The organism is Sphingomonas immobilis, from assembly GCF_030580995.1.
Lineage (GTDB): Bacteria > Pseudomonadota > Alphaproteobacteria > Sphingomonadales > Sphingomonadaceae > Sphingomonas > Sphingomonas immobilis.
Map to the genome: position 1 here is coordinate 64,981 of NZ_JAUQSZ010000002.1, position 17,751 is coordinate 82,731.

General features: G+C 68.5%; 10 protein-coding genes. 3 read left to right on the top strand and 7 right to left on the bottom strand.

The annotated features are described in order from the left end of the window. Positions 1-234 precede the first annotated feature (234 nt). Complete coding sequence (locus Q5H94_RS03300; protein WP_341850079.1) at positions 235-1,707, top strand: M23 family metallopeptidase; 1,473 nt, start codon at positions 235-237, stop codon at positions 1,705-1,707. 158 nt (positions 1,708-1,865) lie between these two features. Here Q5H94_RS03300 and Q5H94_RS03305 read toward each other — a convergent pair whose 3' ends face one another. The 5 genes from Q5H94_RS03305 to Q5H94_RS03325 form a co-directional block, all read right to left on the bottom strand. Beyond that, complete coding sequence (locus Q5H94_RS03305; protein ID WP_304559809.1) at positions 1,866-3,530, bottom strand: ATP-binding protein; 1,665 nt, start codon at positions 3,528-3,530, stop codon at positions 1,866-1,868. A gap of 193 nt (positions 3,531-3,723) precedes the next feature. Beyond that, positions 3,724-4,491: a TIGR02186 family protein gene (locus Q5H94_RS03310; protein ID WP_304559810.1), complete on the bottom strand. Its 768-nt coding sequence runs from the start codon at positions 4,489-4,491 to the stop codon at positions 3,724-3,726. Further along, positions 4,488-5,405, bottom strand: a complete 918-nt coding sequence (locus Q5H94_RS03315; protein ID WP_304559811.1) for a sulfite exporter TauE/SafE family protein — start codon at positions 5,403-5,405, stop codon at positions 4,488-4,490. The genes Q5H94_RS03310 and Q5H94_RS03315 overlap by 4 nt, the downstream gene beginning before the upstream one ends. A 154-nt stretch (positions 5,406-5,559) precedes the next feature. Further along, on the bottom strand, positions 5,560-6,597 hold the full coding sequence (locus Q5H94_RS03320) for a hypothetical protein (RefSeq protein WP_304559812.1): 1,038 nt from the start codon (positions 6,595-6,597) through the stop codon (positions 5,560-5,562). Positions 6,598-6,629: 32 nt separating this feature from the next. After that, entirely contained in the window at positions 6,630-8,045 is a 1,416-nt protein-coding gene (locus Q5H94_RS03325; RefSeq protein WP_304560147.1) for a glycosyl transferase family protein, read from the bottom strand. Between the two features lie 153 nt (positions 8,046-8,198). Between Q5H94_RS03325 and Q5H94_RS03330 the strand changes: the two genes are divergently transcribed. Both Q5H94_RS03330 and pbpC read left to right on the top strand, forming a co-directional pair. Beyond that, a complete protein-coding gene (locus tag Q5H94_RS03330; protein WP_304559813.1) occupies positions 8,199-14,012 on the top strand; it encodes an alpha-2-macroglobulin family protein in 5,814 nt (1,937 codons plus the stop codon). A gap of 106 nt (positions 14,013-14,118) precedes the next feature. Next, entirely contained in the window at positions 14,119-16,239 is a 2,121-nt protein-coding gene (gene pbpC, locus Q5H94_RS03335) for a penicillin-binding protein 1C (protein WP_431312138.1), read from the top strand. A gap of 181 nt (positions 16,240-16,420) precedes the next feature. Here the strand turns inward: pbpC and Q5H94_RS03340 are convergent, their stop codons facing one another. Both Q5H94_RS03340 and Q5H94_RS03345 read right to left on the bottom strand, forming a co-directional pair. Further along, positions 16,421-16,927: an RcnB family protein gene (locus Q5H94_RS03340; protein WP_304559814.1), complete on the bottom strand. Its 507-nt coding sequence runs from the start codon at positions 16,925-16,927 to the stop codon at positions 16,421-16,423. A 273-nt stretch (positions 16,928-17,200) separates the two neighbouring features. After that, positions 17,201-17,689, bottom strand: a complete 489-nt coding sequence (locus tag Q5H94_RS03345) for an outer membrane protein assembly factor BamE (RefSeq protein ID WP_304559815.1) — start codon at positions 17,687-17,689, stop codon at positions 17,201-17,203. Positions 17,690-17,751 lie beyond the last annotated feature (62 nt).

Here is a 17,751-nt window from a genome sequence, read left to right on the forward strand (position 1 = left end):
CGCAGCCTCCGTACGCAACCGGATAAGTAGACTCCCCCGCTGCCGTTAACCAAAAAGCGGCGTATTATCAGCGCATAACCTCCCGTCCCGCCCAGCGAACGGTTCGTCGCAGCGATTCGAATCGGGCCGGTAGGTTAATTTGACTTTAAACCTTTGCCGCCACACAGCCTTGGACCTCGCGCCGGGGGGTCGATCTGTTGGCCGGCGTGATCTGGGGGCATAGCGGCCTTGTTCTTGCGTGACGAACTCGGGATTGAAGACGCTGGCGGCACCGCCACGCTGTCGTTCGGTCGCGCGCTCGTACCCGTCGCCAAGCCGACGGGTGCCGAAGCCTTCCGCGCCTATCTCGCCAAGACCGACTGGGTTCCCGATCTCGGCGCGCGCATCGGCACCGCCGAATGGTGGCGCGGTGCGCTGACCTGCACCGCGCTCGTCGCGGGTGCCTGCCTCCTGTCGCCCGGCCGCGGCCATCCCGTGATGGGCGACGTCGCGGCACCCCTTTCCGGCACCGAATGGGACGAGGCACGCGCGCAGTCGATCACGCCGCTCGCTTATGGTGCGAACAGCGGCCGCCGCATGGCCGCCAACGATCTCGTCGCACCCCTGCTCGAAACGCCCGAACGCCCCGCCATCGAACTGTCCGCCGCTTATGGCAGCGGCGACAGTTTCTCGGGCGTGCTGCAGCGCGCGGGCGTTTCCGAAAGCGACAGCGACGCCGCCGTCGCGCTCATTTCCAATGCGGTCTCGCTCGAAGAGATCAAACCCGGCACGCAGATCGACATCACGCTCGGCCGCCGCGAGAACAAGAAGGTCGCGCGCCCGCTCGACGCTTTGTCGTTCCGCGCGCGCTTCGATCTCAACCTCTCGCTCGCCCGCGCCGGCAAGGCGTTGGCACTCGCGCGTCAGGTGATCGCGATCGATCACACGCCGCTGCGTATCCAGGGCCTCGTCGGCTCCAGCCTGTACCGTTCCGCCCGCGCCGCCGGTGCGCCTGCCAAGGCGGTCGAGGATTATATCCGCGGCATCGCCAGCCGCACCGCGATCGGCGGCCTCGGTTCCGACGACAAGTTCGACATGACGATCGGGCAGGACCGCGCCGCGACTGGCGAGGTCCGGCTTGGAGCGCTGGAATATGCCGGTCTGTTCCGGTCGAGCGGCAAGACGCTGCGGCTGATGCGCTGGGAACGCGACGGGCGCGAGCAATGGTTCGACGCCTCGGGCCAGACCGAGCAGAGCGGCGCGATGGGCATGCCCGTCGCCGGCCATGTCACCTCTAATTTCGGCCTGCGCGTCCACCCGATCCTCGGCTACACCAAGATGCACAAGGGCATGGACATCGGCGCGCCCTGGGGCTCGCCGATCCACGCGGCGATGGACGGCGTCGTCCAGTTCGCCGGCCGCACCGGCGGCTACGGCAATTTCGTCAAGCTCGCGAGCGGCGGCAACATCGCCACCGGCTATGGCCACATGAGCCGCATCGCGGTGCGGAACGGCGAGCGCGTCGCGCGCGGCCAGGTGATCGGCTATGTCGGCTCGACCGGCCTGTCGACCGGCCCGCACCTCCACTGGGAGGTCTGGAAGAACGGCATCTCGGTCAACCCGCGCAGCGTCTCGATGGCGAGCGTCATCCAGCTTGGCGGCGAGGAACTCCGCGAATTCAAGGCGCGCCTCGCCGAACTGACCTCGGTCAAGCCGGGCGGGCGCTGAGCCGCAAAAACGAACTCAAGGCCGTTCGGCATTTCGTTCAGGCGGAGCCGAAAACGGTGATTGTCGAGCACCGAAGCGCAGCGTGCTCAAGGCACGTGAGCATCGGAGCGCAGAGAATCGCCGTTTGCAGGCCCGCCTGAGCGGAATGACGGGCGGCCTTACCGTCCCTGCGCGCGCCAGCGTTTGATCGTCCGCCCGATCATCTCGTCCTCGCCGCCGACCTCGGTCCACAATTCGGAGAAGAGCGGATCCTCCGATGCCGGGCGCTTGATCTCTTCGAGTCCGTCGAACGACACGCGGATCGGGATCGACACACCCTCGCCGCAGATGATGCACTCGCGGTTGCGCAAAGCCGGGATCGAATCGAGGAAGCCGCGCGCGCCCTCGGGCATCGCCGCGCGCACGAACGCCTGGTCGCGGTCGTTGTTGAGGCGCATCGAGATGATCGTGCCGCACTGCGACAGCACGCCCTCGGCGAGATCGGACGGCCGCTGCGTGATGAGGCCGAGCGACACGCCGTATTTGCGGCCTTCCTTGGCGATGCGGCCGAGGATCTTGCCGACCGAGGAATCGGAGTGGCGGTCGCTGGGGATGTAGCGGTGCGCCTCTTCGCAGACGAGCAGGATCGGGCGCTTCTTGTCCTCGCCGCGGCCCCAGATCGCGAAGTCGAACACCATGCGGCTGAGCATCGCCACCACCACCGAGGTGATTTCGCTCGGCACGCCCGACACGTCGATGATCGAGATGGGCTTGCCGCCGCCGGGCAGGCGGAAGATGCGCTCGATGAAATTCGCCATCGTATCGGCGACGAGCAGGCCGTTGAACATGAAGCTGTAGCGCGGATCGGCCTTGATCTCCTCGATCTTGGTCTTCAGCCGCATGTACGGCGCGGTATCGCCCGCGCGGTCGAGCTTGCCCATTTCCTGCGTGATGAAATTGAGCAGATCGCTGAGCAGATAGGGAATCGGCGCATCGACCGTCAGCTTGGCGATCTCCTGCCCAAGCCGGCTCTTCATGCGTGCGGCGAGCAGGCACTTGGCGAGGATGTCGGCATCCATCTGCCGCGACGATCCCTGCGTCGTCAGGAACACTTCGCAATGTTCCTCGAAATTCATCAGCCAGTAGGGCATCGACAGGTTCGACACGTCGAACAGTGCGCCGTTGGTCTTGAACGCCGCCGAATATTCGCCGTGCGGATCGATCATCACGATATGGCCCTGCGGCGCGCGCTCGCAGATCTTGTGCAGGATCAGCGCGGCGCTGGTCGACTTGCCGGTGCCGGTCGATCCCAGCAGCGCGAAATGCTTGCCGAGCATGGCGTCGATATAGAGCGCGGCGCGAATGTCCTTGGTCGGATAGACGGTGCCGACCTCGATATTGGCGCGGTCGTCGGCGGCGTAGATCTGCTTCAGGTCAGGCGTCGCGACCGGATAGACGACGCAGCCCGGCATCGGATAGCGCGTCACGCCGCGGCGGAAGCGGTTGAGCACGCCCGTCACCGGATCCTCGTCACCCTCGCCCAGGAAGTCGACCAGTGCCGAGATGCGCTCGCCATCGTCGGCGAGCTTGAGCGAGCGGACGTTCGCGATCAGCCAGAAGCCGCCGACGCGCATCTTGATCTGGCTGCCGACCGAACCGGCGCAGGCGGCGACGGGATCGGCATGGCCGGCGAGTGCATCGACGCGGACGGGATCGAAAACCACCTGGCTGCTCGATCCGGCGATCTCCAGCACCATGCCGATCGGCTCGGCGAGCGCGAGGTCGCGGACGGGTGCGAGTGGTACGGCGTTGTCGAAGGCGTGCATGCCCGGCATCTCTGTCATCAGGCTCTCCGCCCTTATTGGAAGCGCCCTGCCTAGGGCGGACAGGTAAATATTCGGTTCGCCAAAAGTCTAAGGGGCTGTTTGATCCGCTCACGCGGATGGCGGTGCCGGCCCGCTTCCCCACCCCGCCTCCCATTTCAGGATACGCTGTGGGAGGCGGGGTGGGGGAGCGGGCCGGCACCGCCTCACTGAATCAAAAACGCCGCGCGATGACTCCTGCGCTCCAGCCGAACAATACCGACAGCGCGACCGCGACCAGCCCGTAGGCGAGGCTCCACTTCTCGGCCGACCTTGCCACGAAACGCTCGAACCCGGCCTTGCGGATCTCGATATCGCGCGTCGCCGCCGCCAGCACATGGCCGTCGCGCACCAGGAACGTCTCCGCGGTAAAGCGCCCGACCGGCACGCGCGCCGGGATCGTCAGCTTCGCGCGGTACAGCACGTTGTCGGTGATCTCGACCGCGCCCGGCTGCTCTACGTACAGCCCAGAGCGTTTCTTGAGATCGACCAGCCCGCGCTCGAACCGGTCCTGCTGCTCGGCCGGTGCGCTCGACGCGGGCGAGAGCTGCAGACTGTCGAGCCCGAGTTCGTAGATCGCCTGCGCGCGATCATCGAGGATCTTCTCGATCGGCCGCGACGAGGCGACCGCGTAGAAGCTCGGCGCGGACCGATAGCGCAGCCGCGCGGCGTTGACCCAGATCAGCCCGCCGAGCTTTTCCTTCTCGCGCACCAGGATCGATTGTGTCGGGCCCTTTACCACCACGACGATATCGGTCGGCTTGTCGGCATCGGGCAGCTTGCCGCCGGGGTAGAGGATCGCGCCGAACAGCAGCAGGTCCGCGCCGGTGAAGGAATAGACGATGCGGATGTCGCGCTCCGACACGTCGGGCACCAGCACCGGCTTCGCCTCCGCGCCCGTAAGCAACGGGGCCGCGAGCAGCGCGAGGACCGCTTTTCTCACGACGACAGTTCGACCGAATAGATCTCGCTCGGCCGCCAGCCCAGGCCGATCGCGATCCATATCGCCAGCAGCAGCACGATCACCGCCAGCGCCAGACGCAGATATTCGGGCTTCACCTTCGCCGCGAAGCGCGCGCCGATCTGCGCCCCTGCCACCGATCCGAGCAGCAGCAGCGCGGCGAGCACGATATCGACCGCCTTGGTCGTCGTCGCATGCACCATCGTCGCCATCGCCGTCACGAACAAGGTCTGGAACAGCGAGGTGCCGACCACCACTTGCGTCGTCATGCCGAGCAGATAGAGCATCGCCGGCACGAGGATGAACCCGCCGCCGACCCCGAGCAGGATCGTCAATATGCCGACGAAGAAGCCCAGCAGCAGCGGTGCCAGCGGCGAGATATAGAGGCCCGAGCGGTAGAAGCGCGTCCGCAAGGGGAGTGCCGCGACCAGCGGATGATGCCGCCGTTTGCGCGCGCGCGGTGGCGTGCCGCCCCGGCTCGCGCGGATCGCGCCGATCGCTTCCTTCGCCATCATCGACCCGATCGAGCCGAGCAGCAGGACGTAGACGATCGCGATCACCGTATCGATCTGCCCGCTGGCCTGCAGCAGCCGGAAGATCTGCCCGCCCGCAAGGCTGCCGATCAGTCCGCCCGCGACCAGCACGCCGCCCATCTTCACGTCGACCCCGTCGCGCCGGAAATGCGCGAACACGCCCGAAACGCTTGCGCCCGTCACCTGGCTGGCGGCGGAGGCGGCGGCGACGGTCGGGGGGATGCCGTAGACGATCAGCAGCGGCGTCGTCAGGAACCCGCCGCCGACCCCGAACATCCCTGACAGCAGCCCGACCCCGCCGCCGAGCAGCACGATCACCAGCGCATTCACCGAGAGGTTCGCGATGGGCAGGTAGATGTCCATTGCCCGAAAGCGTTACCCTGTTGCAGCGCGAGCGGAAAGCCGCGCTTTCATAGTTTCGCGGTGCCGGCCCGCTCCCCCACCCGGCCGCCCATAGAATATCCTGAGTGGGCGGCCGGGTAGGGGAGCGGGCCGGCACCGCAACCAACAAAGACTCTCAGAAATCGGTCCCGAGCGTCAGCGCCACGCCGGAGTTCGGCGCGGCATTGCCCGCGACGCGCTGCCGCCAGTCGAGCGACAGCCGCGCCGTCCTGCCCACGATCGGGATCGCCGCGCTGACCGACGGCCCGATATCGAGCCGCTCGGCCCCGCGCTGCGCCCCGCCCCACAGCCCCGCGCCGAGCGCGACCGGCACCGGGCCCAGTTTCACGATCTCGCGCGACAGCCGCAGTGCGCCATCGACATAGCCCTGGGTATCGCCGCGGTGGATCGCGCCCGCCTGGCCGTATCCTTCGAGCCGGAAGCCCTGCGCCACCGGCAGCGGCCCGAAGCCGCCGACCACGCCGATCGCCGGGCCGCTCTTGCCGCCGTTGAGGGCGAAGCGCTGTTCCGCGACGATCCGCACCGGCAGCCGCGTCGGCTGCCATTCGACGCCGATCGCCGCTTCCTTCAGCCCCGGCCCGAGCGGGCTGGTGACGCGCCCCGCGATCGCGACGCGGCGATTGTCCGTCAACGCATAGGCCAGTCGCAGCCCCGCCTGCGACCCGCCGAGCTGCCCGCCGATCACGCCGTTGCTCGCCCCCGATCCGTCGCGCGCGACCAGCCAAAAGCTGCCCGACAGCCGCGACGGGTTGCGCGCCGCGCCGGGCGGCGCAGGCTGCGGCACGCCCGGCACCAGCGGCGGCGGTAGCGCAGCCTCGTCCTCAGGCGGGCCGAAGCGCACGAAGGCCAGCAAGGCGAGCGCGGTCCGCCCTGGATCGCCCGCCCTGATCGGGCCCGCGTGCTGCGGCGCATAGGGCAGGCGCGCCAGTGCCGGGGGCGGCGCATAGTCCGACTGCGGCCAGATCGAATAGCGCACGCGCGGCTGCAACGGCTCCGGCGGCAGGAACGTCTCCACCCGCGCGCCCGTATCGTCGCGCAAGGCCAGGATCGGCGCGGCCTCATGCACGATCCGCCGCACCGGCTCCGCGCCCGGCCACAGCATCAGGACGCGCAGGCTCACCCAGCCGATCGCCAGCCCGCCCAGAAACCGCAAGGGACGCCCCCGGCCCCTCCTTTCCGGCCTCGTCATCCGGCGAGACCCTCTTCGGCAAGCGTGCGGTCATCGGGGAAGGCGTGCGTCGTCTTGTCCCAGCGCAGCGGTGCCCCGCGCAGCATCGCGACATAGCGCCACACCGCCCGCCGCGCCGCCAGCAAGGCGATGAGATTGCCGGCAAGCGCGCGCGGCAGCGACAGCACCGCCTCGACCGGCCCATAGGCCATTCCCGTAAACAGCGCACGCGACGCGAGCCGCCAGAGCAGCAGCCCGAGATTGACCGTCAGCAGCAGGCTTACGCTCGCGGCCAGCCCGGGGGCGGGCGTTCCGCTCAATATGTGCGCCACTTCCGACAGGCCCCAGGCCACCAGCGCGACATAGGCGGCGGCGAGCACCAGCACCGCGGTCGGCGCGCGGCGGTCGCGCATCCGCATCCAATGCTCGCGCCAGTCGGCGATGTGGCTCCAGCCCACGCGGTCCCACCCCGCGAGCGCGATGCCCGTCATCCAGCGCGCCTTCTGCTTCACCGCCGCTTCGATCGTATCGGGGAAATAGGCATGGACCGCGATCAGCGGCCCGTCCTCGGACTCGCGCACCCGCGCGAACGTCCCCTGCCCGACCAGCAGGCCGAGCTCGTAATCCTCGGTCAGGCTGCCCGCGTCGAACGGCCGCCCGTTGCGCGCGCCCGACAACGCCTCGAGCGCATCGCGCGCGATCGCGCAACCGACGCCCGCCAGCGGCAGGCCCGCGCCGATCGCATGGCGCACGACCATCTGCTTGCCGTGGCTGTCGGCGAATTCATCGGCATAGTGGCCCGAGACCAGCGCCGCCTTGAGGTCTTTCTTGCGCTCGATCAGCGGCACCACCGGCAATTGCACGGTCGGGTGCGTGTCGATCAGCGCATCGAACACGCGCAATTCGTGACGGTGAACCACGTCCTCGGCATCGTGGATCACCACCGCGACCGCGCGGCCGCCGTGCGTCGCCTCGTCGCGGGCGAGCGCACCCCAGATCGCGTTGAGGCAATCCGCCTTGGTCGTCGGGCCCTTGTCGCTGCCGATCACGACACGCACCCGGTCGTCCTTTTCCGCGACCGCCGCCGCCGCCGCGATCGTCTCGCGGTCATTGGGATACGTGCCGACATAGATGCGGTAATCGTCATGTTCGAACCGCTCGAGCGTGGAGCGCAGCATCCGGCCGATCACCGCCGATTCGTCCCAGGCGGCGACGAACACCGCGATCCGCCGCGGCACGGCGCGCGCCGGATATCCGGCGATCGTCGCAGGCCTGCGCGCGCTGCCGAACCGCCGCCGCGCCGCGACCGCCAGATACACGGCATCGACCAGCAGATCGTCGAGCCCGCCGATCAGAAACCCGACGGCCGCGAACAGCATCGTCTCACGCGTGACCGCGTCGATCGCGGTAATGGCGATTTCCCCGACGTTCAGATGCTTGTCCCCCCGGCAATATCCTTCGCCTGCCTGCCTTCATTCCGCAACAGTGGAAGTCGATCAAGCGTCACGATTGCCGCGATTCGGCGCTGGACTTGTCCCGGTGCCGCGCCGTAGCGTCGCACGAAAGACGTACGGAGAGGACGTTCGATGAAGCTGATGGGCCGTATCGCGCTGCTGATGATGGCGATCGCCCCGGTCGCGGCGTTCGGCGATGCGTCCCCGCAGGTGGTTCTCGCCACCCCCGGCGTCGGCGACGGTGCGATCGAGCGCTTCACCACGCGCTTCAGCCAGCCGATGGTCGCGCTTGGCGATCCCCGCGCGACATCGCCCTACACCGTCGATTGCGCGATGGCGGGCACCGGCCGCTGGGTCGATCCGCAGACCTATGTTTATGAGTTCGAGAAGGGATTGCCCGGCGGCACCGTCTGCACCTTCACGCTTGCCGACAAGCTCAAGAGCGTCTCGGGCTATGAGGTCACCGGCCAGCGCGCGTTCAAGGTCGATGCCGGCGGGCCGGTCGCGCGCGCCGTGCTGCCCGCGCAATATGACGGCGCGATCGAGGAGGACCAGACCTTCCTCGTCGCCGCCAATTTGCCCGCGACCGCGGCCTCGATCAACGCCAACGCTTACTGCGCGGTCGATGGCATCGGCGAGAAGATCCCGGTCGATATCCTCCCGGTCGACCTCGCGAAGCTGATCTCGGACATGGGGACGAGCGACTGGAACGTCCGCAACTTCCTCGAAAATGCCGGCCTTCCCGCCAAGGTGCCCGACAGCGCCGCCGACCGGCAGAAGGCGTATGGCGCGGTCGTCGCGCTGAAATGCCGCCGCCCGCTACCGCCGGGCCGTGACGTCGCCTTGATGTGGGGCGCCAACATCGCCTCGGCTGCCGGCAAGATCGCCGGCGCGGACCAGAAGTTCGACTTCAAGGTGCGCGAGCCCTTCTCCGCGCGCTTCGAATGCAGCCGCGTCAACGCGCAGGCGGGCTGCTCGCCGGTCGAGAAGGCCTATGTCCGCTTCACCGCGCCGATCGCCATGTCGGATGCGAAGCAGATCGCCATCACCACGGCGGACGGCAAGACGATCGCGCCGAAGTTCGACAAGGACGACGAGAAGAAGGCGACGATCAGCGACATCACCTTCGCCAGTCCTCTCCCGCCCGCCACCAAGGCGACGGTGGCGATCCCGGCGGGGCTGAAGGACGAGAGCGGCCGAACCTTGCAGAACGCCAAGCGCTTCCCGCTCGAAGTGCGCTTCGACGAGGCGCCGCCGCTCATCAAGTTCGCCGCCAATTTCGGCATTCTCGAGGCGAAGCAGGGCGGCGTGCTGCCCGTCACCGTCCGCAACGTCGAGCCCGATCTGCAGGGCCATAATATCGCCATGCCCGGCCAGACCTTGCGCGTCGCGGGATCGGACGGGCAGGTCGCGCAGTGGCTGCGCACCGTCGGCAAGGCGGGCGATTACGCCAGCCACGAGATCAAGCAGGGCGACAAGGATGTAACGATCAACGACACCGGCGCGACCTCGATCATGCCGACCGGCGAGGGCTCGCCGATCAAGCTCGGCCTGCCCGGCAAGGGCAAGGATTTCGAGGTGATGGGCATCCCCCTCACCAAGCCCGGCTTCTACGTCGTCGAACTGGCCAGCCCCGTGCTCGGCCAGGCTTTGCTCGGCCGCAAGGAACCGCGCTTCGTCGCCTCGGCCGCGCTCGTCACCAACATGGCGGTGCATTTCAAATGGGGCCGCGAGCGCAGCCTCGCCTGGGTGACCTATCTCGACACCGGCAAGCCCGTCGCCAATGCCGAGGTGCGCATTTCCGACAGTTGCACCGGCCAGCAATATGTCCACGGCGCGACCGACCGCACCGGCGGCGTCATGGTGCCCGCGGGCCTGCCCGACCCCGAAACCTATGGCAGTTGCGAGGGCGACAGCCATCCGCTGATGGTCTCGGCCCGGCTCGGCGACGATTTCAGCTTCACGCTCACCGATTGGGGTGAGGGCATCAAGCCGTACGATTTCGACCTGCCCTACGGCTATTCCGCGCCCGGCCAGCTGCTCCACACCGTGTTCGACCGCGCACTCGTCCTTCAGGGCGAGACGATCAACATGAAGCATATCCTGCGGACGTCGGTCGGCACCGGCTTCGGCATGGCGCCGGCGGTAACGGGCACGCTGCACCTCTCGCACCGCGGCTCCGACACGAGCTTCGACCTGCCCGTCACGATCGACGCGAACGGCATCGGCGAATCCGCCTGGACCGCGCCGCAAGGCGCGCCGATGGGCGACTACGACGTCAGCATCGTCAAGGCGGACGGCACGACGGTCAGCTCGGGCCAGTCGTTCAAGCTCGACGAATACAAGCTCCCGACGATGCGCGCGACCGTCACCGGCCCGAAGGACGCCGCCGTCCGCCCGACGACGATGCCGCTCGATCTGTTCGTCGGCTATCTCTCCGGCGGGGGTGCCGCCAATCTGCCGGTCGATCTGCGCGTCGGCTATTTCGCGCGCTCGACCACGCCCGAGGGCTATGAGGGCTATACGTTCGGCGGCGCCAAGGTGGTCGAGGGCACCAAGCCCCTCAACGGCGACGGCGAGGAGGAGCAGACCCCGCTCCCGCCCACGCAGACCTTGCCCGCCACGTTGCGGGCCGACGGCACCGCCAAATCGACCATCGACGTGCCGCAGACATTGGACGGCGCGACCGACATGCTGGTCGAGATGGATTATCAGGACGCCAACGGCCAGGTGCTGACCGCCTCCAAGCGCATCCCCGTCTTCCCCAGCAACGTGCAGCTCGGCGTCAAGACCGACGGCTGGCTGATGAAGCAGGACGACCTGCGCCTGCGCTTCGTCGCGCTCGACACCTCGGGCAAGCCGATCGCCAACCAGTCGGTCGCGGTCGCCCTCTATTCGCGAAAGATCCTCACCGCGCGGCGGCGGCTGATCGGCGGCTTCTACGCCTACGACAACCAGATGACGACGGCGAAACTGTCGGCTTCCTGCAGCGCCACCACCGACGCGCAGGGCCTCGCCACCTGCAAGGTCGATCCCGGCCTGTCGGGCGAGGTCTATGCCGTCGCCACCACCAAGGACGCCAATGGCAACGAGGCGCGCGCCACCACCTCGGTCTGGCTGGCGGGCGACGACGATTGGTGGTTCGGCGGCGACAATGGCGACCGCATGGACGTCGTTCCCGAAAAGCCGAGCTACGCGGCGGGCGAGACCGGCCGCTTCCAGGTCCGCATGCCCTTCCGCCAGGCGACCGCGCTCGTCACGGTCGAGCGCGAGGGCGTGCTCTCCAGCTTCGTGACGCAGATTTCGGGCACCGATCCGGTGGTCGAGGTGCCGATGCCGGGCAGCTACGCGCCCGACGTGTTCGTATCGGTGATGGTCGTGCGCGGCCGCACCGAAAGCGGCTTCTGGAGCTGGGTCGACGGCATCGCCCGCTCGCTCGGCCTCTCCAGCGCGCCGCCCGAGGGGCAGGAGCCGACCGCATTGGTCGATCTCGCCAAGCCGAGCTACCGGCTCGGCATCGCCAAGGTTAAGGTCGGGTGGGAGGCGCACAAGCTCGCCGTCACCGTCACGCCCGACCGCGACACGAAGAAGGCCTATGCCGCGCGCGACGTGGCGCAGGTCGAGATCGCGGTGAAGACCCCCGACGGCAAGCCCGCGCGCGAGGCCGACGTCGCCTTCGCCGCCGTCGACCAGGCGTTGCTCCAGCTCGCGCCCAACGACAGCTGGGACGTGCTGACCGCGGTGATGGGCGAACGCCCGATCTCCGTCCTCACCTCGACCGCGCAGACGCAGGTCGTCGGCAAGCGCCACTACGGGAAGAAAGCGGTCGAGGCGGGCGGCGGCGGCGGCGCGGATTCCTCCGGCCTCAACCGCGAGAATTTCCAGCCGGTGCTGCTGTGGAAGGGCCATGTCCAGTTGGACGGCAGCGGCCGTGCGAAGGTCGCGGTGCCGCTGTCGGACGCGCTCTCCTCGTTCAAGCTCGTCGCCATCGCCACGCAGGGCGCGCAACTCTACGGCACCGGCATGGCCGACGTCCGCACTGCGCAGGATCTGTCGATCTACGCCGCGATGCCGCCGCTGGTCCGTTCGGGCGATTTCTACGCCGCGGCCTTCACGCTCCGCAACGGCTCCGACAAGCCGATGACGGTGACGGCGACCGTCGACGTCACGCCGCGCGTCGCCAAGGGCAATCCGCTCACGCTCACCATTCCGGCCGGCGGCGCGTCGCCGATCGCGTGGAATCTGACCGCGCCCGAAAACGTCGCCAACCTGCGCTGGCACGTCACCGTCAAGGCGGCGAACGCCAAGGCCGCCGACCAGATCAGCGTCGGGCAGGAGGTCATTCCCGCGCTGCCGGTCGAAGTCTGGGCGGCGACGCTCGCGCGCGTCGGCGACAATACCAGCATTCCGATCAACCGCCCGGCGGGGGCGCTCGCGGGTCGCGGCACGGTCGACATCCGCCTCGCCGATACGCTCGCGCCGCCGCTCGCCGGGGTGCGCAGCTTCATGGCGGCCTATCCCTACACCTGTTTCGAACAGCGCCTGTCGCGCGCGGTCGCGCTCGGCGACGGCGGGCAGTGGAGTTCGCTCGCGGGCGACATCCCGGCCTATCAGGCGCCCGACGGCCTGCTGCGCTACTGGCCGTCCGACTCGCTGAAAGGATCAGAGGCGCTCACCGCCTATGTCCTGTCGATGACGTCGGAGGCCGGCTTCCCGATCCCCGACGCCCCGCGCACGAAAATGATCGAGGCGATGAAGGCGGTGCTCGACGGGCGTCTCCGCAACGAGACCTATGGCGATCCGCGCCTCCAGAAGATCGCCGCCTTCGCCGCCCTCGCCCGCGCAGGCGCGGCGACCCCGGCGATGGTCGGCCAGTTGCAGATGACGCCGAAGGACATGCCCTCCGCCACGCTCGCCGATTACATGCTGGCGATCGACAAGGTGCCGGGCCTCGCCAACGCCGCCGCCTTGCGCACCAGTGCCGAGGGCGAGCTGCGCACGCGCCTCGTCTATGAAGGCACGCGGCTCGATCTGTCGGACAAGGCGAACAGCATCTGGTGGCTGATGTCCTCCACCGACGAGGCTTCGATCAAGGCGGTGATCGCCACGCTCGGCCGTCCCGGCTGGCAGGACGAGGCGGCGAAGATGATGGTCGGCGTCTCGCTGCGCCAGTTGAAGGGCCATTGGGACACGACCACCGCCAACGCCTGGGGCACGATCGCCGCGCGCAAGTTCGCGTCGATCTATCCGGCGACGGCGATCACCGGCGCGACAGACCTGACGCTCGCCGGCCGGACGATCACCAAGCCATGGCCGCTCAGCCCCGACCAGCGCGTCGCCAGCTTCGCGCTGCCGCCCGCGCAGACGCCGCTCGTCATGCGCCAGTCGGGCGGCGCGGGGCCGTGGGCGAACGTCTCGGTCTCGGCCGCCGTGCCGCTGCTGAAGCCGCTGTTCAACGGCTACCGCATGGTGCGCAAGGTCGATGTCGTGCAGGCGCGCGTGCCCGGCAGGCTGACGCGCGGCGACGTCCTCAAGATCACCATCGCGGTGGAGGCGAGCGCAGAACGCAACTGGGTGGTCATCAACGATCCGATCCCGGCAGGCGCGACGATCATCGGCAATCTCGGCGGCCAGTCCGAGATGCTGGCGAGCCAGGGCCAGGCGGGAGACGGCACGCGCTTCAACTTCCGCGATGCCGACGGCAAGCTGTGGGACGTGCAGGCGGGTGTCTCGGCCGCCTATGTCGAGCGCCGCAATGACAGCTGGCGCGCCTATTTCGACTGGGTGCCGCGCGGCACATTCGCCGCCTCGTACCTGATCCGCCTCAACGGCGCGGGCCATTTCTCGATGCCGCCAAGCCGCGTCGAGGCGATGTACTCGCCCGAGATCCGCGCGCAGGTGCCGATCGCCCCGGTGGACATCGCGCAGATCAGCACGAAGAAATGATGGCGCAGTGCCCCTTCCTCCGTTCGTCCTGAGCCTGTCGAAGGGCTGTTCTTTTCTTCTGCGGAAGGCAAGGACAGGGCTTCGACAGGCTCAGCCCGAACGTTGGATAAACACGCTCTTCACGCGCACCGGCCTCACGCTTGCCGCCTGCGTCGCCGTCATCCTCGCTTTCGCCGCGCTCGATTACGCGACGCTCCCGCCGCCGCTGCCGCCGTATGCGCAGGTCCGCGCCGACTGGCACCCGTCCGAGGCCTGGCTCTACGATCGCAACGGCATCCTCATCGATTCCGCCCGCGTCGATTTCGCCGCGCGCCGCCTCGCCTGGACACCGCTCGACAAGGTCTCGGGGCCCGCCCGCACTACGCTCGTCGCCGCCGAGGATCAGCGCTTCTACGCGCACGGCGGCGTCGACTGGCTCGCCCTGCTCGGCATCGCGCGCGACAAGGCGCGAGGGGGCCGCGCGCGCGGCGGCTCCACGCTCTCGATGCAGCTCGCCGGCTTCCTCGCGCCCGATCTCGCCGCGCCCGGCCGCCGCCATTTGTGGGACAAGCTCCGCCAGATGCGCGCGGCCTGGGCGATCGAGCGCGGCTGGAGCAAGGACCAGATCCTCGAGGCGTATCTGAACCTCGCCGGCTTCCGCGGCGAGGCGCAGGGCATCGGCGCCGCCGCGCTCGGCCTGTTCGGCAAGACACCCGACGCGCTCGCCCGCGACGACGCGCTGCTGCTCGCCGCCCTCCTGCCCGAGCCGCAGGCGGGCGCGACCGCCATCGCCCGCCGCGCCTGCGCGATTGCCCGCGAAAAGGATTGCGCACGCTTCGACGGCCTCGCCGCCGCCATGCTCGGCCCGGCGCGCAGCCTCGCGCTCGATCCCGGTCTCGCGCCGCACCTCGCCGGGCGGCTGCTCACCAAGCCCGGCCTGCGCATCACCACCACGCTTGATCGCCGCATCCAGATCGTCGCGATCCGCGCGCTCAAACGCCAGTTGCAGGGCCTCGGCGGCAGCCGCGCGCGCGACGGCGCGGTCGTGGTACTCGACAATGAAAGCGGCGACGTGCTCGCCTATGTCGGCGGCATCGGCGGTGCCTCGACCGCCCCTTCCGTCGATGGTGCCAATGCGTATCGTCAGGCCGGATCGACGCTGAAACCCTTCCTCTACGCGCAGGCGATCGAGCGCGGATACCTGACGCCCGCCTCGATCCTCGACGATTCGCCGGTGCAGCTCGACACCGCCTCGGGCCTCTACGTGCCGCAGAATTACGATCGCGGCTTCAAGGGCCCGGTGTCGGCGCGCTCCGCACTGGCGGGGTCGCTCAACGTGCCGGCGGTGCGCACCTTGCTGCTCGTCGGCACCGATCGTTTCCGCGACCGGTTGTGGGATTCGGGCTATCGCGGCCTTGTCGAGGACGGCGCATATTATGGCTTCTCGCTCGCGCTCGGTTCGGCCGAGGTCACTCTGGTCGAACAGGCCGATGCCTATCGCAGCCTCGCGCAGGGCGGCGCATGGTCGCCCGTCCGCCTCACCGACAAGGATCCGCACGAACCCGCCCGCCCCGTCACCACCCCGCAGGCGGCATGGCTCGTCGCCGACATGATCGCCGACGCCAACGCCCGCGCCGCCACTTTCGGGCTCGATTCGGCGCTGCGCCTGCCGTTCTGGGCGGCGGTCAAGACCGGCACGTCGAAGGCGATGCGCGACAATTGGTGCATCGGCTTCACCCGCCGCTACACCGTCGCCGTCTGGGTCGGGAACCTCGAGGGCGATGCGATGCGCGCCGTCTCGGGCACCAGCGGCGCGGCGCCGGTGTGGCGCGACGTCATGCTGGCGCTCGACGGCCAGGGGGACGGCCCGCCGCCGCGCCCTGACGGTATCGAATCCGCATCGATCCAGTTTGCGAAACACATCGAGCAGCCAAGGACGGAGTATTTCCTGAAAGGCACCGCGCAGCGCCAGATCGCCTTCGCTCCGCCCGAATCACGCCGCCCGCGCATCACCAATCCGGTCTCGGGCAGCGTCTATGCGATCGATCCCGACATCCCGCCCGACCGGCAGCGGCTCGCGGTCGGCGTCTCGGGCTCGGCGCTCGCGCACCGCCTCTTCCTCGACAAGACCGACATCGGCGCGGCCGATTCGCAGCCGCAGATCCTCGCCCCGCCCGGCCAGCACCGCCTGCGCCTCGTCGATCTTGGCGGACGTGTCGTCGATCAGGTGCTCTTCACGATTCGCTAAAATGGGGCCCGATCGAACCAAATCCCGCTAAGGGCGTTCAGCGCCACAGGTCCCTTCCCCCCTTTCGGGACCAGTGCCCAGTTGTACACCCGGCACCGGCCGCACGCATCCCTCCCCCCCAATGCGTGCGGCCGTTCCCGGGAGTACCGGAAACGGCCGCAGCACTCGGCTTCGTCAGACTTTAACGATAGAAACCGCGGATCACGTCGACCACCACGCCACGGCGCGTGTCGACCAGGATCACGTCGTTATAATGCCGCACCCAGCGCTGGCCCCAGCGCGCCGGCGGCAGGCGATAGCGCCACGGATCATTGATGACGTAGCGCGTGCCCCAATAGACCGGCGCGATGCGGATGCCGGTGCGGAACGCAGTGTAGCGGAACGGCGCGCGCCAGTTGCCCGCCGCATAAAGCGATCCGTCGCGGTCGCGATAGCGGCGCCAGTCGTCGCGCGCCCACTGGCGGTTGCGGTCGTTCACGTCCTCGCGATATTCCTGCCGCGCATCGCGCAGGTCGCCGCGCTCGTCGCGGATCCGGTCGCGGTCGCCGCTGCGATAGGCGCGGTCGAGATCGCGGCGCTCCTCGCGGATGTCCTGGCGGTCGCGGCGGAGTTCGCCCGGCGACTGCGCCTGCGCGGCGACGGGAAGGACGCTCGCGGCGAGCAGAGCGGTGACAATCAGTTTACGCATGATCTTGCTCCTTTTCTTCAAAGGACGGTCACGCAGGAAAACGCGACCGACGCCCCGTACTGGGCGTCGGCGCCTGAACCGATCGCGAATGGAGCCTTCATCGCGCAGCAAGCTACGCGGGTCGGCGAAACGTGCGGCCGATCGGCATTGTGTTCAGGTGGAGGCGAGAAGGGTGATTGTCGAGCATCGGAGCCAGCGTGCTTAAGGCACGTGAGCACCGAAGCACAGAGAATCGCGCTTCGCAGCCCCGCATGAGCGCAATGACGATTGGCCTTAAGGCTGGTCGCGGCCGCCGCCACCGCCACTCGGCGCACCGCCGATCGCGCCGACCTGGCCGATATTGCCGAACAGCTCCTGGAAGAAGCTGCGGTGGCGGCCGAGCGTGGGCGTCGTCTTCTTCATCATGCCGATCGAGGCGATCTGCTCGGTCCCGGTCTTGGTGACGGCAGTGACGACACCCTTCGCATCGAAGCTGATGCGCAGCGTCGTCTGGTCCTTGGCCTTGGGATTGTTGAACGCCAGGCTGCGCGAATCGCGCGAGAGGTAATACCAGTCGCCCTGGTTGAACTGGCTGGCGAAGCTCGGCTTGCCCAGCACCGACAGCACAGACTGGCGCGTATCGACGCCCGGCTGCACCGATGCGACCAGATCGTTGTCGATCACATAGCCCTGATGCGACTTGAGCGGAACGCATGCGCCGGCGGGCAGAACCGCGGCGGCCAGCGCGACGCTGGTCAACAGACGGGCGGAAATCGACTTCATCACCATACTCCTGGCCACACGGCCTCAGGGTCCGCATTGCATCGCGACCCGATCGCCTCAAT

What these genes read in the sequence shown, in the direction of transcription:
- Q5H94_RS03305 (WP_304559809.1), bottom strand. Translation starts at nt 3,530, where the DNA reads ATGACAGAGATGCCGGGCATGCACGCCTTCGACAACGCCGTACCACTC.
- Q5H94_RS03345 (WP_304559815.1), bottom strand. Translation starts at nt 17,689, where the DNA reads ATGAAGTCGATTTCCGCCCGTCTGTTGACCAGCGTCGCGCTGGCCGCC.
- Q5H94_RS03315 (WP_304559811.1), bottom strand. Translation starts at nt 5,405, where the DNA reads ATGGACATCTACCTGCCCATCGCGAACCTCTCGGTGAATGCGCTGGTG.
- Q5H94_RS03330 (WP_304559813.1), top strand. Translation starts at nt 8,199, where the DNA reads ATGAAGCTGATGGGCCGTATCGCGCTGCTGATGATGGCGATCGCCCCG.
- Q5H94_RS03340 (WP_304559814.1), bottom strand. Translation starts at nt 16,927, where the DNA reads ATGCGTAAACTGATTGTCACCGCTCTGCTCGCCGCGAGCGTCCTTCCC.